The 25,003-nt window shown below is 68.2% G+C and carries 25 protein-coding genes; 8 read left to right on the top strand and 17 right to left on the bottom strand.

Annotated features, from left to right (window positions below):
• Positions 1-49 precede the first annotated feature (49 nt).
• Together iolG and iolB are read left to right on the top strand one after the other, a co-directional pair.
• Positions 50-1,045 (top strand): inositol 2-dehydrogenase, encoded by a 996-nt coding sequence (iolG, locus tag ACGTNF_RS04515; protein WP_394600618.1) that lies wholly within the window; start codon positions 50-52, stop codon positions 1,043-1,045.
• A 20-nt stretch (positions 1,046-1,065) separates the two neighbouring features.
• Positions 1,066-1,869, top strand: a complete 804-nt coding sequence (gene iolB / locus ACGTNF_RS04510; RefSeq protein WP_016855606.1) for a 5-deoxy-glucuronate isomerase — start codon at positions 1,066-1,068, stop codon at positions 1,867-1,869.
• Between the two features lie 81 nt (positions 1,870-1,950).
• On the opposite strand, the gene ACGTNF_RS04505 is transcribed toward iolB, so the two are convergent.
• From ACGTNF_RS04505 to ACGTNF_RS04490, 4 genes are all read right to left on the bottom strand, one after another.
• Positions 1,951-3,279 carry an MFS transporter gene (locus tag ACGTNF_RS04505; protein WP_394600617.1) on the bottom strand — a complete coding sequence of 443 codons (1,329 nt, stop codon included), beginning with the start codon at positions 3,277-3,279 and terminating at the stop codon, positions 1,951-1,953.
• 25 nt (positions 3,280-3,304) lie between these two features.
• Positions 3,305-4,531 (bottom strand): TauD/TfdA family dioxygenase, encoded by a 1,227-nt coding sequence (locus tag ACGTNF_RS04500; RefSeq protein ID WP_394600616.1) that lies wholly within the window; start codon positions 4,529-4,531, stop codon positions 3,305-3,307.
• A gap of 110 nt (positions 4,532-4,641) precedes the next feature.
• A complete protein-coding gene (locus ACGTNF_RS04495; protein WP_394600615.1) occupies positions 4,642-5,031 on the bottom strand; it encodes a Rieske (2Fe-2S) protein in 390 nt (129 codons plus the stop codon).
• 114 nt (positions 5,032-5,145) lie between these two features.
• Positions 5,146-6,096 carry a GlxA family transcriptional regulator gene (locus ACGTNF_RS04490; protein WP_394600614.1) on the bottom strand — a complete coding sequence of 317 codons (951 nt, stop codon included), beginning with the start codon at positions 6,094-6,096 and terminating at the stop codon, positions 5,146-5,148.
• Between the two features lie 137 nt (positions 6,097-6,233).
• On the opposite strand from ACGTNF_RS04490, the gene ACGTNF_RS04485 reads away from it, so the two are divergent.
• Positions 6,234-7,196, top strand: a complete 963-nt coding sequence (locus ACGTNF_RS04485) for a GlxA family transcriptional regulator (RefSeq protein WP_394600613.1) — start codon at positions 6,234-6,236, stop codon at positions 7,194-7,196.
• Between the two features lie 9 nt (positions 7,197-7,205).
• Here ACGTNF_RS04485 and ACGTNF_RS04480 read toward each other — a convergent pair whose 3' ends face one another.
• Complete coding sequence (locus ACGTNF_RS04480) at positions 7,206-7,880, bottom strand: Fe2+-dependent dioxygenase (RefSeq protein WP_394600612.1); 675 nt, start codon at positions 7,878-7,880, stop codon at positions 7,206-7,208.
• A gap of 135 nt (positions 7,881-8,015) precedes the next feature.
• Positions 8,016-8,663, bottom strand: a complete 648-nt coding sequence (locus ACGTNF_RS04475; RefSeq protein ID WP_394600611.1) for a hypothetical protein — start codon at positions 8,661-8,663, stop codon at positions 8,016-8,018.
• A gap of 24 nt (positions 8,664-8,687) precedes the next feature.
• Between ACGTNF_RS04475 and ACGTNF_RS04470 the strand changes: the two genes are divergently transcribed.
• Positions 8,688-9,179, top strand: a complete 492-nt coding sequence (locus ACGTNF_RS04470; RefSeq protein WP_394600610.1) for a 4-helix bundle domain-containing protein — start codon at positions 8,688-8,690, stop codon at positions 9,177-9,179.
• A gap of 95 nt (positions 9,180-9,274) precedes the next feature.
• On the opposite strand, the gene ACGTNF_RS04465 is transcribed toward ACGTNF_RS04470, so the two are convergent.
• The 6 genes from ACGTNF_RS04465 to argF form a co-directional block, all read right to left on the bottom strand.
• Positions 9,275-10,882 (bottom strand): BCCT family transporter, encoded by a 1,608-nt coding sequence (locus ACGTNF_RS04465; RefSeq protein ID WP_394600609.1) that lies wholly within the window; start codon positions 10,880-10,882, stop codon positions 9,275-9,277.
• 316 nt (positions 10,883-11,198) lie between these two features.
• Entirely contained in the window at positions 11,199-11,663 is a 465-nt protein-coding gene (locus ACGTNF_RS04460) for a thioesterase family protein (protein ID WP_394600608.1), read from the bottom strand.
• Complete coding sequence (locus ACGTNF_RS04455) at positions 11,663-12,616, bottom strand: L-carnitine dehydrogenase (protein WP_394600607.1); 954 nt, start codon at positions 12,614-12,616, stop codon at positions 11,663-11,665. Before ACGTNF_RS04455 ends, ACGTNF_RS04460 begins: the two co-directional genes overlap by 1 nt.
• On the bottom strand, positions 12,613-13,521 hold the full coding sequence (locus ACGTNF_RS04450) for a beta-keto acid cleavage family enzyme (protein WP_152479145.1): 909 nt from the start codon (positions 13,519-13,521) through the stop codon (positions 12,613-12,615). Before ACGTNF_RS04450 ends, ACGTNF_RS04455 begins: the two co-directional genes overlap by 4 nt.
• 118 nt (positions 13,522-13,639) lie before the next feature.
• Positions 13,640-13,942, bottom strand: coding sequence for a hypothetical protein (locus ACGTNF_RS04445; protein ID WP_394600606.1), 303 nt, complete (start codon positions 13,940-13,942; stop codon positions 13,640-13,642).
• Between the two features lie 355 nt (positions 13,943-14,297).
• The gene (gene argF / locus ACGTNF_RS04440; RefSeq protein WP_016855582.1) at positions 14,298-15,218 is read right to left on the bottom strand and encodes an ornithine carbamoyltransferase; all 921 of its coding nucleotides are present in this window, start codon (positions 15,216-15,218) and stop codon (positions 14,298-14,300) included.
• A 155-nt stretch (positions 15,219-15,373) separates the two neighbouring features.
• Here argF and ACGTNF_RS04435 point away from each other — a divergent pair, with 155 nt between their 5' ends.
• On the top strand, positions 15,374-15,715 hold the full coding sequence (locus ACGTNF_RS04435; protein WP_394600605.1) for a Grx4 family monothiol glutaredoxin: 342 nt from the start codon (positions 15,374-15,376) through the stop codon (positions 15,713-15,715).
• A gap of 152 nt (positions 15,716-15,867) precedes the next feature.
• Here the strand turns inward: ACGTNF_RS04435 and rnt are convergent, their stop codons facing one another.
• The gene (gene rnt / locus ACGTNF_RS04430) at positions 15,868-16,533 is read right to left on the bottom strand and encodes a ribonuclease T (RefSeq protein WP_016855580.1); all 666 of its coding nucleotides are present in this window, start codon (positions 16,531-16,533) and stop codon (positions 15,868-15,870) included.
• Between the two features lie 148 nt (positions 16,534-16,681).
• Between rnt and ACGTNF_RS04425 the strand changes: the two genes are divergently transcribed.
• From ACGTNF_RS04425 to ACGTNF_RS04415, 3 genes are all read left to right on the top strand, one after another.
• Entirely contained in the window at positions 16,682-17,902 is a 1,221-nt protein-coding gene (locus ACGTNF_RS04425) for an argininosuccinate synthase (RefSeq protein WP_016855579.1), read from the top strand.
• Between the two features lie 47 nt (positions 17,903-17,949).
• Positions 17,950-18,252, top strand: coding sequence for an HlyU family transcriptional regulator (locus ACGTNF_RS04420; RefSeq protein WP_394600604.1), 303 nt, complete (start codon positions 17,950-17,952; stop codon positions 18,250-18,252).
• Positions 18,253-18,415: 163 nt separating this feature from the next.
• Entirely contained in the window at positions 18,416-19,546 is a 1,131-nt protein-coding gene (locus tag ACGTNF_RS04415) for a DUF294 nucleotidyltransferase-like domain-containing protein (RefSeq protein ID WP_394600603.1), read from the top strand.
• Here ACGTNF_RS04415 and ACGTNF_RS04410 read toward each other — a convergent pair.
• Genes ACGTNF_RS04410 through ACGTNF_RS04395 form a run of 4 tightly spaced genes read right to left on the bottom strand, consistent with a single transcriptional unit; the run spans position 19,506 to position 24,911 of the window.
• Positions 19,506-22,280, bottom strand: a complete 2,775-nt coding sequence (locus ACGTNF_RS04410) for an ATP-binding protein (protein ID WP_394600602.1) — start codon at positions 22,278-22,280, stop codon at positions 19,506-19,508. The genes ACGTNF_RS04415 and ACGTNF_RS04410 overlap by 41 nt on opposite strands.
• The gene (locus tag ACGTNF_RS04405; protein WP_394600601.1) at positions 22,277-22,465 is read right to left on the bottom strand and encodes a hypothetical protein; all 189 of its coding nucleotides are present in this window, start codon (positions 22,463-22,465) and stop codon (positions 22,277-22,279) included. Before ACGTNF_RS04405 ends, ACGTNF_RS04410 begins: the two co-directional genes overlap by 4 nt.
• Positions 22,462-24,528 carry a 3'-5' exonuclease gene (locus ACGTNF_RS04400; protein ID WP_394600600.1) on the bottom strand — a complete coding sequence of 689 codons (2,067 nt, stop codon included), beginning with the start codon at positions 24,526-24,528 and terminating at the stop codon, positions 22,462-22,464. Before ACGTNF_RS04400 ends, ACGTNF_RS04405 begins: the two co-directional genes overlap by 4 nt.
• Entirely contained in the window at positions 24,525-24,911 is a 387-nt protein-coding gene (locus tag ACGTNF_RS04395; RefSeq protein ID WP_394600599.1) for a response regulator transcription factor, read from the bottom strand. Before ACGTNF_RS04395 ends, ACGTNF_RS04400 begins: the two co-directional genes overlap by 4 nt.
• Between the last annotated feature and the right edge of the window lie 92 nt (positions 24,912-25,003).

The following is a 25,003-nucleotide window of genomic DNA, read 5'->3' as shown; positions in this document are numbered from 1 at the left end:
GGGAAATCAATGCGCGATACCTGCCACTAACAAACCATAGGACACGCCCATGAGACTCGCCCTGATCGGCGCCGGCCGTATCGGCAAGGTGCATGCACAGGCCATTGACGCGCATCCGGATGCCCGGCTGGTCGCGGTGGCCGATTATCACATCGCGGCCGCCGAGGCGCTCGCCCAGCAGTTCGGTGCGCGCGTTATCGACGCCGAGGCGGCGTTCGAGGATGCCGAAGTGGATGCTATCTTGATCGCCTCCAGCACGCCGACCCATGCCGACTACCTCGAACGCGCCGCCCGCAGCGGCAAGGCCGTGCTCTGTGAGAAGCCGATCGCCCTCGACCTGGCTCGCACCGGCGAGGCGCTGCAAGTCCTCGAGGCACATCCGGTGACCTGTGCGCTGGGCTTCAACCGTCGCCATGATCCGCAATTTGCGTCCCTAAAGCGTGCCGTAGTGGAAGGGCGGATCGGCGAGCTGGAAACGCTGACCATCATCAGCCGCGATCCGGCGCCGCCTCCCGCCGAATATGTGGCTGCCTCGGGCGGACTCTTCCGCGACATGATGATTCACGACTTCGACATGGCTCGCTGGCTGCTCGATGAGCCGATTGCCGAAGTGCAGGCCCAGGGCAGCTGTCTGATCGACTCGGCCATCGGAGAAGCAGGCGATGTCGACACCGCCATGGTGACCCTGACCACCGCGAGCGGCCGGCTGTGTCACATCAACAACTCGCGCCGGGCCTGCTATGGCTATGATCAGCGCATCGAGGCCTTCGGCAGCGGAGGCATGCTGCAGGCCCAGAACGAAAGCGAGACCCGCCTGCGCTTCACGGGTGAACCCGGTCAGGTGGAGGACAAGCCCAAGTGGTTCTTCCTGGAACGCTATGCCGAGGCCTATCGCCGCGAGATCGACGACTTTGTCGATGCCTGGCGGCAGGGACGCGAGCCGCGGGCTGGCGCCCGTGATGGTCTTGAGGCGCTGCGCCTGGCCGAAGCGGCCGAGCGCTCGTTGCGGGAAGGCCGCCGTATCGCACTGGCTGACATTCACTGACCCGACAGGAGCGACGACCCATGACCTCACTACTGGTACGCCCGCATGCGCCCGACGATCAAGGCACGGTACTCGATATCACGCCGGAATCTGCTGGCTGGAACCACGTCGGCTTCCGGGTGCAACGGCTGGCCCGAGGCCAGCGCTTCGAGGCCAACACCGGCGGTCGGGAACACTGTCTGGTGCTGCTGACCGGTCGCGCCACCGTGACCTGCGGCGAGCACCGCTGGGAGGACATCGGCGAGCGCATGGACATCTTCGAGAAGGTGCCGCCTTACGCCGTCTATCTGCCCGACGGCGTCAGCTTCGAGGTAGAGGCCACCACCGATATGGAGCTTGCGGTGTGCAGCGCCCCGGGACATGGTAACCACGCGCCGCGGCTGATCGGTCCCGACCAGATCAAGCAGAGCACCCGCGGTGACGGTACCAATACCCGTCATATCCAGGATGTGCTGCCGGATTCCGAGCCGGCCGATGGCCTGCTGGTGGTCGAGGTCTATACGCCGGCCGGCAACTGGTCCAGCTATCCGCCGCACAAGCACGACGTGGATAACCTGCCCGAGGAGTCGATCCTCGAGGAGACCTACTATCACCGACTGAACCCGTCTCAGGGCTTCGCCTTCCAGCGCGTCTATACCGACGATCGCAGCCTGGACGAGACCATGGCGGTGGAGAATGGCTGCTGCGTGATGGTGCCGCGGGGCTATCATCCGGTCGGCGCGCCTCACGGCTATGAACTCTATTATCTCAACGTGATGGCCGGTCCCAAGCGTGAGTGGAAGTTCCAGAACGACCCCGCCCACGAGTGGATCGTCAAGCAATGACCGCGCATCTCTCTTAGCCAAGACGTCCTGACGTCTCTTCGCCCCGCGCTAGCGGGGCTTTTTTCGTCTATGTCGCGCCTCTCAGTCGGCCGCGTCGCCCGGTGTCGCCTCGGGTGCGGCTTCCACCAGGCCCAGCTCCAGTTGGCTGGGCTCGCTGGCCGCCTCCTCGACCCAGGTGGCGCCCAGCGGTGCGGTGCCGGCGGGCACCGCCACGTAGTGACCGTGTTCCTCGACGCCGGTGGCCGGTTGGCGCACCAGGCAATAACCGCCGAAAACGACGATGACGGCATGTATCAGCGCCAGATCCCACAGGAAGCCATCGGGGCCGATGGCATCCATCAGCAGCCCGGTACTCAACGGGCCGAGGATGGCGCCGATGCCCAGCGCCAGCACCAGGCTGCTGCTCGCCGCCACCGTCTGAGACGGTGTGAGGGCATCGTTGGCACAGGCCAGCAGCAGTGAGTAGAGGGTCAGGGTGGTGCCCCCGAGCAGCACGCCGAGCAGCGTCAGCGGCAGGGCATGCCCGGGCTCCAGCAGCAGGCCGGCCAGCGACAGCCCGGTGGCGATGGCGGCAACGGCCACGATGATCACCCGGCGGTCGGTCTTGTCCGAGAGCTTGCCCAGTGGCCATTGCAGCAGGGCGCCGCCGAGGATGAAGGCCCCCATGAAGGCGGCGACCTGATCCACCGCCAGGCCGCTGCCGGTGGCGAATACCGCCCCCATGCCGAAGACACTGCCGTTGGTGATGCCGGTCAGCAGACAGCCCAGGGTCCCCAGCGGTGCCAGCCGATACAAGCGTCGCAGGCTCATGGCCTCGGGGGTGCCGGTGTCCGGCTGGGGGGTGTAGCTGAGCAGGATCGGCACCAGGGCCAGCGACATCAGGATCGACACGATCAAGAACAGCACCATGCCGCTGGGGTCGGCGACATTGAGCAGCAGCTGGCCGCCGCCCATGCCCAGATAGCTGATCACCATGTAGAAGGCCAGCAGGCGTCCGCGCAGGCGATTGCTGGCGTGACCGTTCAACCAGCTCTCGGTGACCACGTAGAGGCCGGCGTAGGCGAAACCGGTGATCAGGCGCATGGCGGCCCAGACCCAGGGATCGATGAACAGCACGTGCACCAGGATGGCCACCGAGGTGATCGAGGCCAGGGCCGCGAACACCCGGATATGGCCGACCTGACGCAGCTTGCGCGGGGTCAGGGTCGAGCCGGCCAGGAAGCCGACAAAATAGGACGACATCACCAGACCGGTCACGGTATTGCCGAATGCCTCCTCGGCGGCGCGAATGCCGAGCAGGCTGCCTTGCAAGCCGTTGCCCAGCATCAGTAGACCGACGCCGAGCAATAGCGCCCACAGGCTCCATGCGGCCGAGAGGGTGGTTGTGGGCGACGAGTCGTGGGCGCTCAAGAGGCTGGCTCCCGGATTGTGTGGGTTAGACGGTTGCGCTGACCCGCCGCTGCCGGCGAGCGCGCTGGACCATGCGGTAGCGGGAGCGGATCTCGTCGCGTTCCATGTAGCAGCCCTGCAGCCAGCGGTGGCCGCTGTCGCCCTCGAAGGCGTCCCGGGCGTGCAGCAGGCGGCGGTTGTCGAAGATCACCAGATCACCGGGCGCGTAGGTGAAGCGGATGGCGAAGGCCGGGTCGCGCAGCAGCCGCTGCAGGGTCATCAGCGCCTCATAGGCCGGTTCCACGTCCTCGAAGGCGGTCTGCAGCGGGCCGCGCAGGAAGTCGGCGATGCGCACCTCGAGCAGCTCGCCGCGGGCGTCGAGGCGAATCATCGGTTCGAACCACACGTAGTCGGTGGCCCTGGCGGTGTTAGCATAGCACCAGCGCACTCGAGTCAGGGTGGCAAAGGCCTCGGGATCGCGCTCGCGCAACGCCTCGGCCACGGCGAAGCCGTCGAGCATCACCGCCTGGCCGCCCTCCACGCTGTTCTCCAGGCAGTGCAGCATCTGCAGTCCGGGATGGTACTCGCGGGTCGGCAGGTCGGTGTGGGGCGGCAGGGCGATGGCGGTGTAGGCGTTGGAGTCCGGGTCCGGCTTGGCCTTGACGTTGAACAGGCCGCCGAAGTTGGTGTCGCGGATCGGGCCGATACGCTGGGCGATGGCCGCGAGCGAGCCGGGGGTGGTGGGCAGGCCGCGCAGTCGTACCAGGCCCTTGCCGAGCACGCTCTCGAGCGCCGGGGCGAGGATCGCCTCTTCGGCTTCGCTGCCCGGGTCGGTCTCCAGCAGGCCGCTGCCGTCGATGGTGTCGGGGCCTTCGCCGGGTCCCCCCTGCCAGGTGGTGACCGTCACCAGTGGCGCCTCGGGATCGGTGGCGTTGTCGTAGTCGTTGGCGCGCAACCAGCCCGGATGGAAGCGCAGACGGCGGTCCTCGGGGGCGAAGGTCACGCACAGGGCGCCGGCGGCGTCGATCTCGGCCTCGACGACCTCCGGCCAGGCCGGCAGCGCAGAGAGGTCCAGGATGCGCTCCCGGGTCGCCGGGTTGACGGTGGTCTCGTCGCCCGCGTTCTCGCGCAGCCAGATGCTGTGATAGCGGCTGACGCGACCGTCGCTCCAGCGCACCGTGACCAGGCGCGGCGTGAAGGAGACGGCGTCGAGGTCGGCGTCGATCGGCCAGGCGTCGTAGTCGGGGGTGAGGGGCAGTGTGTCGTCGGTCATGGGGCGTCTCTCGAGCGATGAATGTTGCGGCTCAGGATGCCAGCACCGCCCCGCTGACTCGCGGCAGGATTCGACACCGGCTGTGCACAATTCGACAGGCAGGCGCCGGGCTAGGCGTTTTCCGACACATGGCCGATGATCAGCCAGTCGTTCTCCAGATGCACCGGCACCGGGTCCAGGGCGCAGCCTGTCCCCAGGCCGCCCACGCCTTCGCCGCTGCGCGTGGCGAAGACGGCGTCGTGGTTGGTGCAGCGCAGCGTCTCGCCATCGTCGCAGAGCAGTCGGTCGCCGCGCTGGTCGAGGGGCAGGTACTGGTGCGGGCAGGCGTTGACATAGGCGACCAGGGTGGCGTCGGCGAGGCGCACCACCAGCAGCGGGAAGCGGCCTCGTTCGCTTGCCACGGACAGGCTCAGGTGCCCGTGCTCGGGCAGGTCGACGGCGTGCGCCACGCGGGTGCCCAGGGATGGGGCGCTGCGGTATTGCTGCCAGGCGGCTGTCATGATGGGGGCTTCTCTTGTCACGGCTCATTTGGTTTCAAGTGAAACCGTGTGGGCGTTCGTGTGTCAACGCGGCGAACGTCTTGGGGTGTCGGAGCGGAGTTCGGGTGTCGGGACTCAGCGGAGCTGTCGAAGTTCGCTGGGCGTCATGCCATGCCGCTGGCGGAAGGCGCGGGTGAAGCTGGAGGCGGAGGCGAAGCCGCAGGCCACGGCGACGTCCATCACGCTGTGCCGGGTCTCCTGCAGCAGCCGCCGGGCGTGGTCCAGCCGGCGCGCCAGGTAGGCCCGTTGCGGCGACGTGCCCAGATGACGCGCGAACAGCCGATCCAGCCGCCGCCAGGAGAGGTCGAGCTCGTCGGCCAGTCGACGAATTTCCAGTGGCGCTTCCAGGTTGGCATCCATCAGGGCCAGGGCGCGGTGGAGCGTCGGATCCTCGGGCATGGGGTCACGCTGTCGACTGGCCGGGCGACGCCCCTGGTCGTGCAGTAGCTGGTCGCGGACCTGCTCCGCCAGCGGCAGCCCGTGGCGGCGTTGGATCAGATCGAGGCTCATGTCGATGGATGAGCTGCCGCCGGCGCAGGAAAACCCCTCCGGTGTCACCTCGTAGAGCGACTCCACTGCGTCGATGCCTGGAAAGCGGGCACGGAATTCGGGCAGTGATTCCCAATGCAGCGTCACCGTCTGGTCGTCGAGCAGCCCGGCGGTAGCCAGCACGAAGCAGCCCGTGTCCATGCCGCCCAGCCGGCAGCCCGCCGCGGCGCGCTCGCGCAGCCAGTCGACCAGCGTCTGGTCGATGGTGGCCTCCGGCTCGAAGCTGGCGCATACCGCCAGGCTGGGGGCGAGCGGTGCATCGGCCAGGGCGTGATCGACCGCCAGGGTCATGCCATTGGAGGCGACCACCGGCTCGCCGTCGCGGCCGATCAGCCGCCATTCGAACAGCGTCTCGCCCCGGATGCGATTGGCGATGCGCAGCGGCTCCACGGCCGAGAAGAACGCCACCATGGCGAAGCGCGGCAGCAGCAGGAAGTCGATCCGCTCCGGGGCGGGGACGTCGGGCGTCAGTCTCATGGGCCTCGTCGCGGCGGCGGAATGGGATCCACGATTGTAGAGCGCGTGCGGGTCGATGCAATCGCGCTCGTGGCGGCTTGTGACTGGGAGGCCGGCCGGTCATGATGAGCGAACCTTTCGTTACCCCCTAGATGTCCATGCGTCTCGACTATGCCGGCCCCTTGCCCGAGCCGATTGGGTTCTTGCTGCTGCCCCGTTTCTCGATGATGGCCTTCTTCTCGGCCGTGGAGCCGCTGCGCATCGCCAACCGCATCAGCGGTCGGCCGCTGTTCGAATGGCGGCTGATCAGCGAGGACGGTGGCCCGGTCACGGCTTCCAACGGGATGACGCTGCTGGCCGATCAGGACATCGAGGCGCGTTATCATCCCGCGTCGGTGGCGGTCTGCAGCGGTTTCGACCCCGAGCGTTACCTGAGCCGTGGGCTGATGCGCTGGCTGCATCGCCTGGACGGGGCCGGCTGCGCATTGGGCGGCCTCGATACCGGCGGTTTCCTGCTGGCCGCGGCGGGGCTGCTGGAGGCCGAGCGCGTGACCCTTCACTGGGAGAGCCTGCCGGCCTTCCGCGAGCGCTTTCCGGCCATCGAAACCTCCGACGAGCTGTTCGAGCTGGGCAAGCGGCGCTTCTCCTGCGCCGGCGGTGCGGCCGCCATGGACATGGCGCTGGACGTGATCGCCCGGCGCCATGGCCAGCGGCTGGCCATCGACGTGTCCGAGCAGCTGATTCACGAGCGCATGCGTACCCGCCACGACGCCCAGCGGATGACCCAGGCGCGGCGCCTGGAGACCCATAGCCCGCGGCTGGCGGAGGCCGTCGATGTGATGGAGCGACACCTGGAGACGCCGCTGACCCTGGACGAGGTGGCGAGACGCAGCGGCGTCTCGCTGCGTCAGCTGCAGCGGTTGTTCGAGCGCGAGCTGGGACGCTCGCCCCGCGACTGGTACCTGGCGCTGCGCCTGACGCGAGCCCGCCAGCTGCTGGAGGAGACCGATCTCGAAGTACTGAGCGTAGGCCTGGCCTGTGGCTTCACCTCGGCCTCAAGCTTCGCCCGGGCCTTTCGACAGCACTTCGGTGCCTCGCCGCGGGAGGTGCGGCGAGGCTGAGGCCATGCATCACACCTCCGCCCACATCCGCAGCAGGTTGGCCAGGCTCTTCGACAGCATGTCGAAGGTGCGAGTCTTGCCGTTGGCATCGAACTCCTGGCGGCGGGTGGTATCCAGGTCGAAGAGAATCTCGCGCTGCTGTGGATCGCGGACCTGGCTCTGGGCCCAGCCGACGGCGGCGAGGCGCTCGCCGCGGGTGACCGGCTCGACGCGATGCAGGGTCGAGGAGGGATAGAGGATCAGTCCGCCGGCCGGCAGCTTGTAGGTCTGCTCGCCCGCCGTGGTGTCCATCAGCAGCTCGCCGCCGTCGTAGCTGTCCGGGTCATTGAGGAACAGCGTGAACGACAGATCGGTGCGCATGGCGCCCTGGGGCGTGGCCATCACCGCGTCGTCGACGTGGTTGCCGTAGGACATGCCCGGCTGATAGCGGCTGAACATCAGCGGCTTGATGCGCTTCGGGCGTGCGGCCATCTGGAACAGCGAATGGGCCTGGAGCACCCTGGCGATCTCCTGGCGCAGCTCGGCGATATCGGGGCGACGCCCGTCGGCCTGTTCGTTCTGCTTGACCGTGCGCGCGTGCCAGCCGGCCGTCTCGCGCCCGTCGCGGAATTCGCTGTCGGCCAGGGTGGCGCGCACGCGGGACAGCAGTTCGGAAGGGATGGCCTGGTCGATGCAGAGAATCACGGTCGGTGCTCCGGCGGGTCGAGTGTGTGCGGCGATTATAAACGACTGTGAATCGTTTGCATTGCTCTTCCTGCGGCGGCAATCTATGACGGTTCGAGTCGGTCCCAGGGCCGTGTGTCCCGGCAATCACAACATTCAAAGGAATCCCGCATGTCTCACAACTCCCGTACCAAGCTTTGGGTTGGCGTCGGTACCACCGTTCTGCTGGGCGCCAGTACCGCCAGCTGGGCCGCAGTCGATGCCTCTGCCGAGTTCACCCAAGGACCCGACGAGCCGATGCTGGCCCACGCCGATCACGGTGGCGAGGGCGGCGAAGGTGGTGAAGGCGGCGAGTCCGGTCATCATGACGGCGGCGAAGGTGGTGAAGGCGGCGAACATGGTCACCATGACGGCGGCGAAGGTGGTGAAGGCGGTGAACATGGTCACCACGACGGCGGCGAAGGTGGTGAAGGCGGCGAACATGGTCACCACGACGGCGGTGAAGGCGGTGAAGGCGGTGAAGGCGGTGAAGGCGGTGAAGGCGGCGAAGGCGGTGAAGGCGGTGAAGGCGGCGCCGATCCTTATGCGGTCTTCTCTTACCTGAACGCTTCTGCCGGTGGTGAAGGCGGCGAAGGTGGTGAAGGCGGCGAAGGTGGTGAAGGCGGCGAAGCCGGCCATGCCATCGACGTCACCAACCCCGGCGTCTATGCCACCAATCTGGCCATGATGAAAGGCCACCTCACCGTGGCCCGTGAGCTCTATGAGGAAGGTGAGCAGACGGCTGCCCAGCCGCACTTCGGCCATCCCATCCATGAGATCTATGAGCCCATGGAGCCGGCCTTCGAGGCGCGCGGCGTCGATGATGTCGAGCCTGCTCTCGAAGCACTGATCGCCGAGACCCGAGAGGGTGGTGAGTGGGGCAGCCACACCGGGGCCTATGAAGCGGCATTCGATGCCATCGACGGCGCCCTGCAGACGGTGGACACCGACCTGCTCGGCGACGTTCGCTTCCAGAGCCGCGTTCAGCTGGCGTTGCTGCGTCAGGCGATGGCCGAGTACGATGAAGCCATCGGCGAGGACGGCGAGTTCGTCAACGTGCTGGAATACCAGGACAGCTTCGGCTTCGTACAGACCGCCAAGGAACTGCTCGAGCAGCATGCTGACCTGTATGACGATGAGACCCGCGAGACGCTGCTGGACGCCTACGATCAGACGCTGACGGCCTGGCCGTCTGCCGTGGCGCCTGAGACGCCGGTGATGACGCCGGGCGAGCTGTCGGCAAGCCTCTTCAAGCTGGAGGCCACGCTCGGCGATTACTGAGCCGAGCCCGAGCGGGCACATGCCCTGAGACGAGAGGCCCGATCCGGCATCGCCGGATCGGGCCTCTTGACGTGGTGGCGTTCAACCGTGTCGCGTCACTGGCGTCGAGCCACGGCAGAACCCTTGCGCGTTTCCCGTACCAGCGAGACCAGCACGCCGGCGGTCATCAGCAGGATCACCACGCTCAGCGGCAGGGCCGCGGCGATCAGCGCGGTCTGCAGTGCCTTGAGGCCCCCGGCCACCAGCAGCACGGCGGCCACCAGGCCGATCGACGTTCCCCAGAAGACCCGGAAACGCTTCGGCGGGTCCTCGTTGCCCAGCGACAGGATGGTGGTCAGCACCAGGGTGCCGGAGTCCGATGAGGTCACGAACCAGCTCATCAGCAGGAACACCATCAGTGCCGACAGCACCCAGCCGAAGGTACCGGTGCCGGCGATGCCGTCGGCGGTGGCGAACAGTGCGGCCGGCAGGTTCCAGGCATTGACCAGCTCGGTGATGCCGGCGCTGCCCGGCCCGCCCGCGGCGGTCAGTTCCTGGTGCAGGGCGTTGCCGCCGAAGATCACCAGCCACACGAAGATGATCAGGGTCGGTACCAGCAGCACGCCGAGCACGAACTCGCGCAGGGTGCGACCGCGGGAGATGCGGGCGATGAAGATGCCGACGAACGGAGCCCAGGCCAGCCACCAGCCCCAGTAGAAGATGGTCCAGCCCTGCTGCCACTGGGCCGTGCCGTCATCGTCGGCGAACCACAGGCCCATGGGGATGAAGTTGAGGGCGTAGTCCAGCACGGTCTCGCCGAAGGTCATCACCAGCCACAGGGTGGGACCACCGATCAGGAAGGTGCCGACCACGGCCACCGAGATCCAGATGTTCATCTCGGAGATGATCTTGATGCCTCGTTGGACCCCCGAGACCGCCGAGAGCACCGACACCAGGGAGATCACGCCGATCAGCACCAGCTGGGTGTTGAGCCCCGGGTCGAGGCCGACCAGGCGGTCCAGGCCCACGGCCATCTGGCTGACGCCGAGCCCCAGCGAGGTGGCGACACCGAACACGCATCCGAGCACGCCGAGGATGTCCACGATATGGCCGATGGGGCCGAAGATGCGCTCGCCGATGAAGGGATAGAGCGCCGAACGCAGCGCCAGCGGCAGGCCCTTGCGGTAGGCGAAGTAGGCCAGTGACATGCCGACGATCACGTAGATCGCCCAGCCGTGCAGGCCCCAATGGAAGACCGAGACGCGCAGCGCGTCGATGGCCCGCTCATGGTTCATGGCGGTGGCGCCGGCCATGTCGGCATGGGGGTTGTTCGGGTAGCCGAAGGCGCCGGTGTTGTCGAAGTAGAAGATCGGTTCGGCGACGCCGAAGAACAGGATGCCGATGCCGATGCCGGCCGAGAACAGCATCGAGAACCAGGCGAAGTTGCTGAAGTCGGGGCGGCTGTCGTCGGGGCCCAGGCGGACGCTGCCGTGGCGGCTGACGACGATGTAGCCACAGACCGCCAGCAGTATCACCACGGTGATCAGGTAGTAGCGGCTGAAGGTGGTCTCGATCCAGGTGCGGGTGGCGCCGAACAGGCTGCTGGCGAAATCGGGCATCACACCCGTGAACAGCACGAAGCCGAGCACCAGCAGTGCGGCGGTGATGGTCATGCCCTTGTGCATGCCGCTGAAGAAACCGTCCTGGGACAGCTCGGTGACCATGTAGTCGGTCGAGGTTTCGACCTCTTGGCTGGCACGGCGTGTTGGCGGGGTGGGGGGGGAAGTAGCGATAGCGTCATCCTCTTGAGCCGGGCGTCGGGCCGGCGTTCCCGAGGCGGCCCTGAAGGCCGCCACCAGTTATTTGAGCGTGTCGGTGTCCCGGGTAGGGACGCAGCGGGCGAGATGGTAGCAGGTTGTTATGGTCCGATGCCTCCCTGGATGCCGGCCCGGCGGGCCCTCGGTGAAACCCTGGAGGGAGCGCGAGGTGGGCAGGACCGGTGAGTCGTGCCACGCGGTGGCCGCATGGCACTGCTCTGGATCAACGTCGCGGCGGCAGGCCGATGCGGCGACCGGCGGCCTTGGGCCACTCCTCGGCACTGGCCGGCTGCGGCAGCGCCGCGATGCGCTCGGCGACGGCATCCGGGCAGGGCGTCGGGCGACCGCCACTGAGGCTCATCGCCATCAGCATCTGCTCGCTGGTGGCGACGGTGTTGCCATCGGCGTCGCTCAGCGTGAACAGCACATGCTGACGCTTGGCATCGTGGTCCAGCAGCAGCACCTCGACCGTCAGTGCCTGGCCTTCGTGCGCCTCGGCCCGGTAGCAGAGGTGCGTCTCCAGGGTGTAGATGGTCAGGTCGTGAGCCTCGCGACCCGCGGCGTCCAGCCCGATGTGAGCCATCAGCGCCTCGACCCCCATCGAGAAGGCGCGGGCATACTCGGCGTCGTTCATGTGGCCGTTGTAGTCGACCCACTCGTTAGGCACCGTGAGCTCGAGCAGCTGCATCAGATGCGGCCCTCCAGGCCCTCGGCTTCCGGCCAGTACTTGCGGGTCAGGGCCAGCAGCTCGACCAGAAAGTCGTCGCGGCGGCGGTCCAGCTCGGCGACCGGGCGACCGGCAGCCTGGAATTCGCAGCCCTCGACGACCTTGTCGATCAGCTCGTCGGTGAGCTCCGGGGCCTCGAGCTTGGTCCACGGCAGCTTCAGCGCCGGGCCGAACTGCTCGAGCATGTGGCGCATGCCCTGCTCGCCGCCGGCCAGGTGGAAGGTCAGGAAGGTGCCCATCAGCGACCAGCGCAGACCACAGCCATAGACCACGGCGGCGTCGATCTCCTCGGTGGTGGCGACGCCGTCGTTGACCAGGTGCAGGGCCTCGCGCCACAGCGCCTCCATCAGGCGGTCGGCGATGTGGCCCTCGATCTCGCGACGCACGATCAGCGGGCGCATGGCCAGGCGCTGATAGTCGTCACGGGCGCCTTCCAGCAGCGCCGGCGAGGTGTGCTCGCCCCCCACCAGCTCGACCAGCGGCAGCAGATAGACCGGATTGAAGGGGTGGGCGACGATCACGCGGCCCGGGGCCTTCCGGCAGTCCTGTTGCAGGTCGGTCGGCTTGAAGCCGGAAGTCGAGGAGCCGATCACCACGTGCGCCTCGGCGGCGGCATCGATGGCGGCCAGGATCTCCTGCTTGAGCGGCAGACGCTCCGGCACGTTTTCCTGGATCAGGTCGGCGCCCGCGACGGCTTCCTCTAGGCTCGGCGCGAAGCGCAGGCGCTCTTGTGAGGCGCCCTCGGCCAGGCCGTCCTTCTCGAGCGATGTCCAGGCATTGTCGACGAAGGCGCGGGTGCGGGTCTCGGCGCCCTCGGCCGGGTCGAAGGCGACCACGTCCCAGCCGTTGGCGAGCGCGCGGGCGATCCAGCCGTTGCCGATGACGCCGGTACCGATGATAGAGAGCTGGCTCATGCGTCACCTCCGGCGATCTGACCGGTCTTGGGGTCGCGCAGCTTGAGGTGGGCGCGGGTCTCGGCCGGGGTCATGACGCGACCGCCGAGATTGTCGATGATGCCGGTGGCCTTCTCGACCAGGCTGGCATTGGTGGCTGGCACGCCCTTGCTCAGGTAGAGGTTGTCCTCCAGACCGACGCGCACGTGGCCGCCGAGCAGCATCGCCTGGGCGACCATCGGCATCTGATGGCGGCCGATGCCGAAGGCGGCCCAGTTGGCGTTCTCCGGCAGCTTGTTGCGCATCGCCAGCATGGTCTCGGTGTCCGCCTCGGCGCCCCAGGGGATGCCCAGGCACAGCTGGAACAGCGGGTCGCCATCGAGCAGGCCTTCCTGCTGCAGCTGGCGGGCGAACCAGACGTGGCCCAGGTCGAAGCACTCGAGCTCGGGCTTGACGCCGGCGGCCTGCACCAGGCGGGCATGCTCGCGCAGCCAGTCGGCGGTGTTGACGTAGACCATGTCGCCGAAGTTGAGGCTGCCGCAATCCAGGGTGCACAGCTCCGGCAGCAGCTCGCCCACCGGGGCGTGACGCTCGGCCGGGGTCTGGATGTCGGTGCCCGGGCCGCCGCGGGTCGGGTCGGTGGCATCCGGGATCCAGTCGCCGCCGCCGCCGGCGGTGATGTTCATGACGATGTCGGTATCCGCCTCGCGTACCCGATCCATCACTTCGCGGAAGTGCTCGGTGGAGTGGCTGATGCCTCCGGTCTCGGGGTCGCGCACGTGGATGTGAGCGACGCTGGCGCCGGCCTTGGCGGCGGCGATGCAGTCGTCGGCGATCTGCTTGGGCGTGACCGGAACGTTGGGGTTCTTGTCGGCGGTGTCGCCGGCGCCGGTGATGGCGCAGGTCATGATGACATTGCGGTTCATAGGGACCTCCTCGCGTGAACTGCAGGGAGTGTCCGTCATGGCGCCGGGAGTAAGTTGACGCTAGGCGACATTGAGTTAACGAAAGTCGCCCGAGTGGTGGAAGGGAAGGGCACCGAGGTCAGGCGATATCGGCGGCGCCCTCGCCAAACATCTCGAACAGCAGCTCTCGGCCCAGGTCGGTGAGCACGAAGCGACGCTGGGCGTTGAAGGTGGCGGCCTCGCTGCGCTCCAGGGTGCGCTGATGGCTCGGCCAGTCGGGCTCGGCTTCGGCCAGTGCGTTCAGGCTGTGACGGTCGAGGCCACGATGCGGGCTGGAGACGATTTCCAGGACGTGGCCCTGGCGATAGAGCAGGACGGCCATGTTGCAGAGGCACTGGCGGAGGCTGCGCTGGGGGATGGTGTCGGCGGAGAGCGTCGTCATGGAAGGGCAGGCTGTATCGTGGAGTCGAATGTTGTGGAGAACTATACCGGCGAGAGAGTGTTAGACCAAGGTCTAAGCCTGTTGCCGAGACGCCGACGACAGGTTGAAGAGCCCCCTGCGCCATGGGCGAGGCGCTCCGCTGCGAACGGCGAGCACTGACCCGCAAGCGGAGCAGAAAGCGAGAGCGCCGCAGTATGGCGGGAGCTATGGGGATGTATACATGCGTCTGCTCGGCGGGTTGGCCGGTTGTGCCGGATAGGCCTGGCGGAGGTTGCGATGGCTTGGGGGATGGGAGCCTGAACGGCGACGCCCCGGCATGGCCGGGGCGTCGTGAGAGCGGGGAGGGCGGTGTCGATCAGTTCTCGACGCGGCCCAGCAGCAGGAACTCGATCAGCGCCTTCTGGGCATGCAGGCGGTTGCCGGCTTCCTGCCAGACCACGGCACGCGGGTCCTCGAGCAGGGTCTCGCTGATCTCCTCGCCGCGGTGGGCCGGCAGGCAGTGCAGGAACAGCACGTCGTCGGCGGCGCGGTCGAGCATGGCCTCGCTGACCTGGAAGCCGGCGAAGTCGGCCTCGCGCTTGGCCTGCTCTTCTTCCTGGCCCATGGAGGCCCAGACGTCGGTGGTGACCAGGTCGGCGCCTTCCACGGCGGCCATGGGGTCGCGGTGGATGCTCACCCGGTCGCCGGCGGCGTCGAGGATGTCCTGACGCGGCTCGTAGCCTTCGGGGCAGACCACGCGAAGGTCGAACTCGAACTGGCGGGCGGCGTTGATCCAGGAGTGACACATGTTGTTGCCGTCGCCGATCCATACCGCCGTGCGGCCGCGCACGCTGCCGCGCAGCTCGGTCCAGGTCATGACGTCGGCCAGCAGCTGGCAGGGATGGTAATCATCGGTCAGCGCGTTGATCACCGGTACGTCGCTGGCGCCGGCGAACTCCTCAAGGCCCTCGTGGGAGAAGGTGCGGATCATCACCGCATCGACCATCTCCGAGAGCACGCGGGCGGTGTCGCCGATCGGCTCGCCGCGGCCCAGTTGGGTGTCGCGCGGCGACAGGAACAGGGCGTGGCCGCCGAACTGGGCCATGGCGGTCTCGAACGACACTCGCGTGCGCGTCGACGACTTCTCGAAGATCATCGCCAGGGTGCGGTTGGCGAACGGGGTGTAGGTTGGGCCGTGGGTCTTCAGGCCGTTCTTGATCGTGATGCCGCGCTGAATCAGGTAGCGCAGCTCTTCCGGACTCAGGTCGAGCAGGGTCAGGAAATGGCGGGTGGCCATGGCGTCACTCCACGGGAAAAAACGACCATCCTAGCCAGCCGGCGGGGGATGCGCAACGCGGCTGGCATCCGTACAATGTCGGCATCGAAGGCCCACCTGCGCACTCGGGTATTATCCTTGGCGCGGCGGCCACCACCGATCCAGAGGGAATGCAGATGAGTACCACCGTCGAGAACATCCAGCGCCAGATCAGCGAAAACCCGATCCTGATCTACATGAAGGGCACCCCCCAGCTGCCGCAGTGCGGCTTCTCGGCCCAGACCGTCCAGGCCCTGATGGCCTGCGGCGAGCGCTTCGCCTTCGTCAACGTGCTGGACAACCCGGACATCCGCGCCGAGCTGCCCAAGGTCGCCAACTGGCCGACCTTCCCGCAGCTGTGGGTCGAGGGTGAGCTGGTCGGCGGCTGCGACATCGTCGTCGAGATGTATCAAAGCGGCGAGCTCGAGCCGCTGATCAAGGAAACCGCCGCCAAGCATCAGGACGACGCCGAGCAGTAAGCGACAAGCGTCGAGCCACAAGAAACCCCCGAAGGTGTTCAGCCTTCGGGGGTTTCTTTTTTTCTTTAGGCAATTTTCAAGCTGCTGATTTGCCGCTTGCCGCTTGCCGCTTGCCGCTTGCCGCTTGCCGCTTGCCGCTTGCCGCTTGCCGCTTACGGTTCTTCGATGCCCTGTTCGCGCTGGGCCAGCTGCCAGCCGCCCAGGTCCTTGTAGCGGTTGACCATGGCGCAGAACAGCTCGGCGGTGCGTTCGGTGTCGTAGCGCGCCGAGTGGGCTTCGCTGTTGTCGAACTCGATGCCGGCGGCGCGGCAGGCGCGGGCCAGCACGGTCTGGCCATAGACCAGGCCGGCCAGCGAGGCGGTGTCGAAGCTCGAGAAGGGGTGGAAGGGATTGCGCTTGACCCCGCAGCGCTCCACCGCGGCGTTCAGGAAGCCGTGGTCGAAGGCAGCGTTGTGGCCCACCAGCACGGCGCGGGTGCAGCCGCTGGCCTTGATCGCCTTGCGCACCGGCCGGAAGATCTCGCCCAGCGCCTCGGACTCGCTGACCGCCACCTGCTGGCGCAGCGGGTCGTCGAGGCGGATGCCGGTGAAGTCCAGGGCGGACTGCTCGACGTTGGCCCCCTCGAAGGGATTGACGTGATAGGCATAGGTGGCGTCGGGCATCAGGTTGCCCTCGGGGTCCATGGTCAGGGTCACGGCGGCGATCTCCAGGATTGCGTCGCCTTGGGCATTGAAGCCGCCGGTTTCCAGGTCCACCACCACGGGCAGGAAACTGCGGAAGCGTTGTGCCATGAGTTCGCGGGCGGCCACCTCGCTCATGCACCTCTCCTTGACTTGGGGTCGGGTTGTCTCGAAACGCGGGAGTCTAGCAGTTTCACCGCGATGCGTCCCGCCGCGCCGGTATTCGCGCCAGGCTCGTCGCGCTATAATCGCTCCTCTACACCGAATAGCTAAAAGGAGCCTCAGCATGTCCGATGTCAAGAAGGTCGTGCTTGCCTATTCCGGCGGCCTGGACACGTCCGTCATCGTCAAGTGGTTGCAGGAAACCTACGACTGCGAAGTGGTGACCTTCACCGCCGACATCGGTCAGGGCGAGGAAGTCGAGCCGGCTCGTGCCAAGGCGGAGGCACTGGGCGTCAAGGAAATCTACATCGAGGACCTGCGCGAGGAATTCGCCCGCGACTACGTCTATCCGATGTTCCGCGCCAACACCATCTATGAAGGCGAGTACCTGCTCGGCACCTCCATCGCGCGCCCGCTGATCGCCAAGCGCCTGATCGAGATTGCCAACCAGACCGGCGCCGACGCCATCTCCCACGGCGCCACCGGCAAGGGCAACGATCAGGTGCGCTTCGAGCTCGGTGCCTACGCGCTGAAGCCGGGCGTCAAGGTGATCGCCCCGTGGCGCGAGTGGGATCTCAACTCCCGCGAGAAGCTGATGGCCTACTGCCAGCAGCACGACATCCCGGTCGACTTCACCAGCCAGAAGAAGAAGTCGCCGTACTCCATGGATGCCAACCTGCTGCACATCTCCTATGAGGGCGGCAACCTCGAGGACCCCTGGACCGAGGCCGAGGAAGACATGTGGCGCTGGAGCGTCTCCCCCGAGGCCGCCCCGGACACCCCGACCTACGTCGAGCTGACCTACGAGAACGGCGACATCGTGGCCATCGACGGCGAGCCGATGCGTCCCCACGAGGTCATCTCCAAGCTCAACCAGCTGGGCGGCGACAACGGCATCGGCCGTCTCGACATCGTCGAGAACCGCTACGTGGGCATGAAGTCCCGCGGCTGCTACGAGACCCCGGGGGGCACCATCATGCTGCGCGCCCACCGCGCCATCGAGTCGCTGACCCTGGACCGCGAGGAAGCCCACCTCAAGGACCAGCTGATGCCGAAGTACGCCGAGGTGATCTACAACGGCTACTGGTGGAGCCCGGAGCGTCGTGCCCTGCAGGCCGCCATCGACGAGACCCAGAAGAACGTCTCCGGCGTGGTGCGCATGAAGCTCTACAAGGGCAACGCCACCGTGGCCGGCCGCAAGTCCGACGCCTCGCTGTTCGATGAGTCCATCGCCACCTTCGAGGACGACGCCGGCGCCTACGATCAGAAGGATGCCGAAGGCTTCATCAAGCTCAACGCGCTGCGTCTGCGCATTGCGGCGGGCAAGGGTCGTCAGCAGGACTGATCCAGACAGCGCCGGCCAGGTCGGCGCTCTTGATCCAGGAGGCTTCGATGCTGAAGAAACTGCTATCCGGTCTGTTCGGCCAGGGAGACACGACGCCTGCCGCCGCGCCAGAGGGCGAGCCGGTGTCCTATCAGGGTTACCTGATCGTGCCTCAGTCCGAGGAGATGGGCGGCCAGTATCGCGTCAGCGGCTGGATCCGCAAGCCCCGCGGCGAAGGGGAGGAGATGCTCGAGCATCGCTTCGAGCGCTCCGACGTGGTGCCCGGGCGCGAGGCCTGCGATGCGCTGATGGTCAACAAGGCCGAGCGGATGATCGACGAGGTGGGCGACGCCCTGTTCGACGATCGCTGAGCCGATCTCAGGTCCTGCCACAGGCTTCCAAGCGACGGCGCCCCCAGGGGCGCCGTCTTTTTTTGGTCGGGCATCCGGACAGGGCACCGGATGACTGTTCCCGGTCAATCGGAAAGCTCGAGGCGCTTGCTACGCTGGAGGCGATCCCCCAACGAGAGCTGTCATGCATCTGCTTCACCGTCCCTCTGCCTGGCGCTCGCTGTTTGCCGACGACATCGTGCCCGATGTCGGACGGCTGCCGGCGCTGCTCGCGCCGCTGGCCGAGGCCATCGAGCGTCTGGGGACGACGCCGGGCCTGGCCGAGGCGCATGCTTGGCAGCGGCATCTTGTGGAGGCGCTGGTGCGCCTCGATCTGCCCGCCTGGCGCATCAGCCAGCTGATCAGCGACCACAACGATGCGCTCTATCGTCGGGCCATCGAGGCGTCACTCGACGCCATGCAGGAGCAGGGCTGGGGCGCGCCGCCGCTGGCGTTCTGCGTGATGACGCTGGGGTCGGCGGCTCGCCATGAGAGCCTGCTGGTGCCGGACCAGGACAATGCGATGGTCATCGCCGACTATCCGGACGCCCGTCATACCGAGATCGATGGCTACTTCCAGGCGCTGGGCTGGCGCTTCACCGCGCGTCTCGACGCCGCCGGCATTCCGCTTTGTCCGGGGCATGTCATGGCGCGCTGGCCGATGTGGCGCAAGCGCCTTTCGGAGTGGCAGACCCAGCTGGCCATCTGGACCGCCGAGCGGCGGGTCAAGCGCGTGCAGCAGGCCAATATCCTGCTCGATGCTTCACCGGTGTACGGTGATGCCGCGCTGTCGACTGGGCTGATCGATGGGGTGATGCGTCACGTGCCCGAGGCCGGACTGTTTCTCGACGAGATGGCGGCGCTGTTGAATGAATGTCCGGTGGCGCTCGACCGCTTTGGACGACTGGCCGGCGGAGGTGAGGGGGCGCCGTCCGAGTCGGCGCTGGATCTCAAACATCGTGGACTGTTGCCGCTGGTCGGCGCCGTGCGCCTGCTGAGCGTGCGTCATCGCGTGCGGGCGATGGCCACCCGAGACCGCCTGGCCGCGCTGGTGCTGGCGGGGGCGCTGGACGTGTCGCATGCGGCCGAACTGCGGCGGGCGCTGGAGCGGTTGCAGGCGCTGTCGCTGACGGCCCAGCGTGATGCCCTGCGTCAGGGCCGCGCCGCCGATGGCTGGATCGACCTCGACGCGCTCGGCGAGGATCAGCGCCTGTTGCTGCGCCACGACCTGGGCGTCATTCGCCGGCTGGTGAAGCGGGCACAGGCGTCGAGCTAGCCGAATCGTCGGGGGCCTCCGGCAGCTCCATCACCAGACAGGCGCCGCCCAGCGTCGGGGCGTCTTCCACCCACAGCCGGCCGCCGAGATGGGCGACGATACCGCGCGAGATTGGCAGGCCCAGCCCGCTGCCCCGGGGGCGCGCGCGCGGGGCGCCGTCGTCCTGATGCTGGATCTGGTGGAACTTCTCGAACACCCGCTCGCGCTCCTCCTCGGCGATGCCGGCGCCGTTGTCCTCGACGGCCAGCCGATAGCCGCGCTTGTGGCGCGTCAGCGCCAGGCGCACGCGCGGGGACGCGCCGTCGGCGAACTTGCCGGCGTTGTCGAGCAGATTGATGATTACCTGTTCCAGCCGGTCGGGGTCGCCGATCACCGGCGCGGCGTCCCCCTCGAGGGCCACCTCCAGCGTGATGCCGCGCTCCTCTAGCGGGCGCTGCACCGCCTCGACGCCTCGGCGGGCCAGCTCGGTGAGATCGAGCCGCTCGGGATGCAGCGTCAGTCGGCCGCTCTCGAGACGGGCCAGGTCGAGAATCTCCTCGATCAGTCGAGACAGCCGCTGGCTCTCGCGTACCACCACCTCGAGGAAGTGCTCGCGCTTGTCGTCGGGCAGGTCGCGATGATCGCGCAGGATCTCGGCGAAGGCGCGGATCGAGGTCAAGGGCGTCCTCAGCTCGTGGCTGACCATGGCCACGAACTCGTCCTTGAGGCGGTCGAGTTCGCGCAGCCGTTCATTGGCCTCGCGCAGCGCCTCGCCGGCGCGCTCGAGCTCGCGGGACTTCTGCTCGAGGCGGCGGTTCATCTCCAGCGTCTCGGAGGTGGTATCGAGCACGCTCAGCAGCGCCGGCAGGTCGAGGGCTTCGCCGCGCACCACCGAGTCGATCAGCACCCGGGCCGAGGCGCTGCCCAGCGCCCCGGCCAGCGCCCGTTCGCCCCGCGCCACCAGCGCCGGCGACGCGGGGTGCCGGTCGTCCTGATCGGGTTCTTCGGCGAATACTCGGGCGGTGGTGGCCGCGCCCAGATAGCGGTCGAGCAGGGCGCGCAGCTCGCCGCGCGGCGTGTGGCCGGCATGCCCCAGCGAGGCCTGGTCGAGGCGCGGATGCAGCGCCTCGGTGAACAGCGCGGCCTGGGTCTGTTCCAGCGCCGACGGCCGCGTGAACAGTGAGACGCCGACCAGCAGGCCGACATTGGCCACCAGGCTCCACAGCAGCGCATGGGTGTAGATATCCCAGCCTTCCAGGCCGAACAGCGCATAGGGCCGGAGCCAGGCGATGCCGAACGGGCCGTCGGTGAGGAAGTCGGCGTCGAGCCAGCCGGACTGGGCGAAGCCCGGGATCAGCAGCGTCCAGGCCCAGACGATGAAGCCGGCCGTGAGGCCGAGTCCGGCGCCGAGCCGATTGGCGCCGCGCCAGTAGAGGCCGATCAGCAGTGCGGGGGTGAGCTGGGCCGCCGCGGCGAAGGACACCAGGCCGATGGTGACCAGGCTGTAGGCGTCACCCACCAGCGCATGGTAGCCGTAGCCCAGCAGCAGGATGGCCAGTATCGCCAGACGCCGCACGCCGAGCATCCAGCCGGCCAGCGCGCCCTGGCCGCCGCGGGGCAGCAGCCGGGCGCGCAACAGCAGCGGCATCACCAGCTGGTTGCTGACCATGGTGGACAGCGCGATGGTCTCGACGATCATCATGCCGGTGGCGGCCGAGAGGCCGCCGATGAAGACCAGCAGCGGCAGCCCCTCGGCGCCGGTGGCCAGCGGCAGCGTCAGCACGAAGCTGTCCGGATCGCCCCCGGCATCGCCCAGCAGGCCGGCCAGGGCGATGGGCAGCACGAACAGGTTGATCGCGAGCAGATACAGCGGAAACAGCCAGGCCGCCCGAATGATGTGCCGCTCGTCGACGTTCTCGACCACCATCACCTGGAACTGGCGTGGCAGGCCGAGGAAGGCCAAAAAGGCCAGGGCGAGGGTGCCCACCCAGCCCAGGGCGCCGCCCGGTACCGCGGCCAGGCCCAGCACCCCGAGCAGGTCCGGGGTCTCGGCGACCCGGGTGAACAGCTCGCCGGGGCCGCGGTAGAGCACGAAGACCGTGAACGCGCCGACCGCCAGGAAGGCCGCCAGCTTGACCAGCGACTCGAAGGCAATGGCGGCGACCATGCCCTCATGGCGTTCGCTGGCGTCCAGGTGGCGGGTGCCGAACAGGATGATGAACACCGCCAGCACCAGCGCCACCCAGAACGACTTATCGGCCCAGAAGGCGGTGGTCTCCAGGGCCTGGCCGGCCGTTACGGGGTAGTCGACCAGTACCGCGTGACTCAGCGTGATGGCCTTGAGCTGCAGGGCGATGTAGGGCGTGATGCCGATCAGGGCGATCAGCGCCACAAGGGCGCCCAGCCCGGTACTCTTGCCGTAGCGGGCGCTGATGAAATCGGCGATCGACGTGAGGCGCTGGGCGCGGGCGATGCGCACCATCTTGCGCGTCACGAAGGGGGCCAGCAGCATGGCCAGCGTCGGGCCGAGATAGATCAGCAGGAAGCTGGGGCCGGTCTCGGCGGCGCGCCCGACGCTGCCGTAGAAGGTCCAGGCGGTGCAGTAGACGGCGATCGACAGCGCGTAGATGGTGGGGGAGCCGATGATCGATCGGCCTCGTGCGGCGCGCCGGTCGCCCCAGGCGGCGATCAGGAACAGCAGGGCCAGGTAGCCGAAGGCCACGGCCAGCACGGTCCACTCGCCGCGCAGGCTCATTCCCGGCGCCCGCCTTCCAGCAGCCAGGCGGCCAGCGCGATCACCGCGGTCCAGACCAGGAAGACATACAGCGTCAGGGCGCCGAGCCCCAGGCGCTCGGTGACCAGCAGCAGCGGCGGTGTGAACAGCAGCGTCGCCAGAACGATCAGGGCGACCAGGCGCTCCTTGCGGCGTGACGTCATCATGAGGCGCTGGCGTCCTCCCGGTCGAAGGCGCTCGCCTGCAGGGCCAGTACCGCCGCCAGGGTGTCGATGCCCCGGGCCTCGAGGCGCGGCAGCAGGGCCAGCCACAGCTCGGCGGTGACCCGGGCATCCCCCAGCGCGGTGTGGCGGCTGCCCGGCGGGAAGGGGAGTCCGTAGCGTTCGGCCAGGGAATCCAGGTCATGGCCGTCGAGGCTGGGGTCCAGGCCGCGGGAGATCAGCAGGCTGTCCAGCACCGGCATGTCGAGGGAGACGCCGCCGTCCGATGGCTGCAGGGCCAGTAGGTCGAAGGCGGCGTTGTGGGCCAGCAGCACGGCGTCGCCGACGTAGTCGCGAAAGCGCGGCAGGGCGACGGCGGCGGGCGGGGCGCCGGTGACGTCGGCGTCGGTGAGACCATGGATGGCGGTGCTGGCCGGCGGAATCGGCCGGCCGGGATCGATGAGCAGGTCGAAGGTCTCGCTGGCCAGCAGCCGGGCGTTGACGATGCGGCAGGCCCCGATGCTGATCACCCGGTCGCCGCGGCGCAGCTCCAGGCCGGTGGTCTCGGTATCGCAGGCCACGATCTCCAGCGCCCGCAGCGGCCGGGCGGCGAGCTCGGCGTCCGGCGGTGGCAGCTCGGCGATGCCGAAGTCATGAAACTCGGGGCGTGGCGGTGGAGCCGGACGAGGGGCGCCCACCCGCTCGAGCGCCGGCAGGGGCAGCCGCAGGCGGGCGTGAGCGCCGTCTTCATCGGCCAGGCTCCAGGCGTCGCTGGCATGCTGGCGCAGCACCTCGCCGAGGGTCGGGGCCAGCGGCAGGGCCTCGAGGCGTTCGCCTCGCCAGGCCGACAGCTCGCGTTCGCTGAGCGCTGCCCCCTGCCAGCACAGGTCGAGGTAGGCGCGCTGCTTGCCCAGGCAGACCTCGCCGTCGAAGCGGGTCTCGCCGGTGCGCTCGGCCAGCCGGGTCAGCAGCCTGTGCAGCGCCTCGAGCAGCACCGGGGCATCGCCCTTGAGCCAGGCCGGCATGCCGATGGGCGTGAGGGTCGGGCCGCCGGCAGGCAGGCGTTCGACGAGGCCGGCCCAGAGATCGTTGGACCACAGCGGGGACAGGCGCTCGGCCTGGCACTGCTGGGCATCGAGCGTCTCGCCCAGCCGCTCCAGGCCTTCGGCCAGCCCGCGTCCTTCCTCCTCGACCACCCCCGACAGGCGCTGGCGCAGGGCGTCGTTATCGGTGCCCGACAGGTGCCCCAGGGCATCGGCGGCGCTGGTCAGGCCGGCGCCATGGCGGCGCAGGGCGGGCAGCAGTTCGGCCAGGGCCGCACCGGCGCCCAGCTCGTTGTGCCAGCTGGCCGTGGCATCCACCAGCGTCAGCAGGGTCTCGCCCTGGCTCTCGGGGATCCGTCTGAGGGTCGCGCGCAGCCAGCGCTCGCCGCAGGGGACCAGCACGTCCCTGGGCGTCGCGTCTTCGGGCAGCTGGCGCAGGGCCTCCTGCAGGCTGGCGGCGGGCAGCAGGGTGTCGAGTCGCTTGCCGAGCCCCAGGCCGGGGGCATCGGCGAACAGGGCCTCGGCGGCGGGGTTGAACAGCAGGAGCCGGCGATGGCGATCGCAGAGCAGCAGCGGCGTGTCCAGCACCTGCAGCAGGGCCTCGAGCTCCTGGCGGATGCGGGCGGCGCTGCGCGCCCCTTCGGCGCGGGCGTTGCCCAGCCGGGCACGATCGTCGCGCCAGGCCTCGCGGATGCGCACCAGGTCGGGCCCCAGGCCGCGCAGCCAGCCCTCCGGGGGATAGTCGTCTACGGCATCGGGATTGGCCACCAGGCGTGCCAGCTGCACCTGCAGATGCCGCAGCGGCATGAACAGCCGCCGTTCGAGGATCAGGCCGGCCAGGAAGATGGTGCCGCCGCCGGAGAAGCTGCCGGCCCACAGGGCCCCGCGGGCCAGGCCTTGCGGCGCGATCAGGCCGTCCAGCCACAGGGCGAAGAGTGCGCCGCCCAGCAGGCTCACGCCGCTGAGCAGCAGCCACAGCCCGATCAGGGTCTGGCGGCGGGGCGGACCGGGACGGCGGCGGGTCATGGTTCGCCCTCCCGTCCGACGTCGCCGAGCAGCCTCTTGACGCGCTCGACGAGCTCGCGGGTCGAGAAGGGCTTGGTCACATAGTCGTCGGCGCCCAGGGCCAGGCCCTTCTCGCGTTCCACCTCGCGCCCGTGAGCGGTGAGCATGATGATCGGGAGGGGTGCGAGGTCGGGATCGGCCCGCAGCCGTTCCAGCACGTCGAAGCCGCCGATGCCCGGCAGGCTGATGTCGAGCAGCATCAGATCCGGTCGCGTCTCGGACACGCGGGCCAGCGCCGTCTCGCCGTCCTCCGCGGTCACCACCTCGAAGCCGGCCTGCTGCATCAGAAACTCCAGCGACAGGACGATATTGGGCTCGTCGTCCACTACCAGCACCTTGCGCATGCCGTCCTCCCCGTGACGCCCGTTGCACGACGCATTGAATCCCTGTTTCTCCAAGTCTAGAGAGGGCTTCTGAGGTGGCAAAGACGACCTTG

The organism is Halomonas sp. B23F22_10 (assembly GCF_043496975.1).
GTDB lineage: Bacteria > Pseudomonadota > Gammaproteobacteria > Pseudomonadales > Halomonadaceae > Halomonas > Halomonas smyrnensis.
The sequence above is the reverse complement of the archived record's forward strand: the minus strand, read 5'-3'. Positions and strand labels throughout refer to the sequence as shown.

What these genes read in the sequence shown, in the direction of transcription:
- iolG (WP_394600618.1), top strand. Translation starts at nt 50, where the DNA reads ATGAGACTCGCCCTGATCGGCGCCGGCCGTATCGGCAAGGTGCATGCA.
- iolB (WP_016855606.1), top strand. Translation starts at nt 1,066, where the DNA reads ATGACCTCACTACTGGTACGCCCGCATGCGCCCGACGATCAAGGCACG.
- ACGTNF_RS04500 (WP_394600616.1), bottom strand. Translation starts at nt 4,531, where the DNA reads ATGACCGACGACACACTGCCCCTCACCCCCGACTACGACGCCTGGCCG.
- ACGTNF_RS04495 (WP_394600615.1), bottom strand. Translation starts at nt 5,031, where the DNA reads ATGACAGCCGCCTGGCAGCAATACCGCAGCGCCCCATCCCTGGGCACC.
- ACGTNF_RS04490 (WP_394600614.1), bottom strand. Translation starts at nt 6,096, where the DNA reads ATGAGACTGACGCCCGACGTCCCCGCCCCGGAGCGGATCGACTTCCTG.
- ACGTNF_RS04485 (WP_394600613.1), top strand. Translation starts at nt 6,234, where the DNA reads ATGCGTCTCGACTATGCCGGCCCCTTGCCCGAGCCGATTGGGTTCTTG.
- ACGTNF_RS04475 (WP_394600611.1), bottom strand. Translation starts at nt 8,663, where the DNA reads ATGGCCGAAGTGCGGCTGGGCAGCCGTCTGCTCACCTTCCTCATAGAG.
- ACGTNF_RS04470 (WP_394600610.1), top strand. Translation starts at nt 8,688, where the DNA reads ATGGAGCCGGCCTTCGAGGCGCGCGGCGTCGATGATGTCGAGCCTGCT.
- ACGTNF_RS04465 (WP_394600609.1), bottom strand. Translation starts at nt 10,882, where the DNA reads ATGGTCACCGAGCTGTCCCAGGACGGTTTCTTCAGCGGCATGCACAAG.
- ACGTNF_RS04460 (WP_394600608.1), bottom strand. Translation starts at nt 11,663, where the DNA reads ATGCAGCTGCTCGAGCTCACGGTGCCTAACGAGTGGGTCGACTACAAC.
- ACGTNF_RS04455 (WP_394600607.1), bottom strand. Translation starts at nt 12,616, where the DNA reads ATGAGCCAGCTCTCTATCATCGGTACCGGCGTCATCGGCAACGGCTGG.
- ACGTNF_RS04450 (WP_152479145.1), bottom strand. Translation starts at nt 13,521, where the DNA reads ATGAACCGCAATGTCATCATGACCTGCGCCATCACCGGCGCCGGCGAC.
- ACGTNF_RS04445 (WP_394600606.1), bottom strand. Translation starts at nt 13,942, where the DNA reads ATGACGACGCTCTCCGCCGACACCATCCCCCAGCGCAGCCTCCGCCAG.
- argF (WP_016855582.1), bottom strand. Translation starts at nt 15,218, where the DNA reads ATGGCCACCCGCCATTTCCTGACCCTGCTCGACCTGAGTCCGGAAGAG.
- ACGTNF_RS04435 (WP_394600605.1), top strand. Translation starts at nt 15,374, where the DNA reads ATGAGTACCACCGTCGAGAACATCCAGCGCCAGATCAGCGAAAACCCG.
- rnt (WP_016855580.1), bottom strand. Translation starts at nt 16,533, where the DNA reads ATGAGCGAGGTGGCCGCCCGCGAACTCATGGCACAACGCTTCCGCAGT.
- ACGTNF_RS04425 (WP_016855579.1), top strand. Translation starts at nt 16,682, where the DNA reads ATGTCCGATGTCAAGAAGGTCGTGCTTGCCTATTCCGGCGGCCTGGAC.
- ACGTNF_RS04420 (WP_394600604.1), top strand. Translation starts at nt 17,950, where the DNA reads ATGCTGAAGAAACTGCTATCCGGTCTGTTCGGCCAGGGAGACACGACG.
- ACGTNF_RS04415 (WP_394600603.1), top strand. Translation starts at nt 18,416, where the DNA reads ATGCATCTGCTTCACCGTCCCTCTGCCTGGCGCTCGCTGTTTGCCGAC.
- ACGTNF_RS04410 (WP_394600602.1), bottom strand. Translation starts at nt 22,280, where the DNA reads ATGAGCCTGCGCGGCGAGTGGACCGTGCTGGCCGTGGCCTTCGGCTAC.
- ACGTNF_RS04405 (WP_394600601.1), bottom strand. Translation starts at nt 22,465, where the DNA reads ATGATGACGTCACGCCGCAAGGAGCGCCTGGTCGCCCTGATCGTTCTG.
- ACGTNF_RS04400 (WP_394600600.1), bottom strand. Translation starts at nt 24,528, where the DNA reads ATGACCCGCCGCCGTCCCGGTCCGCCCCGCCGCCAGACCCTGATCGGG.
- ACGTNF_RS04395 (WP_394600599.1), bottom strand. Translation starts at nt 24,911, where the DNA reads ATGCGCAAGGTGCTGGTAGTGGACGACGAGCCCAATATCGTCCTGTCG.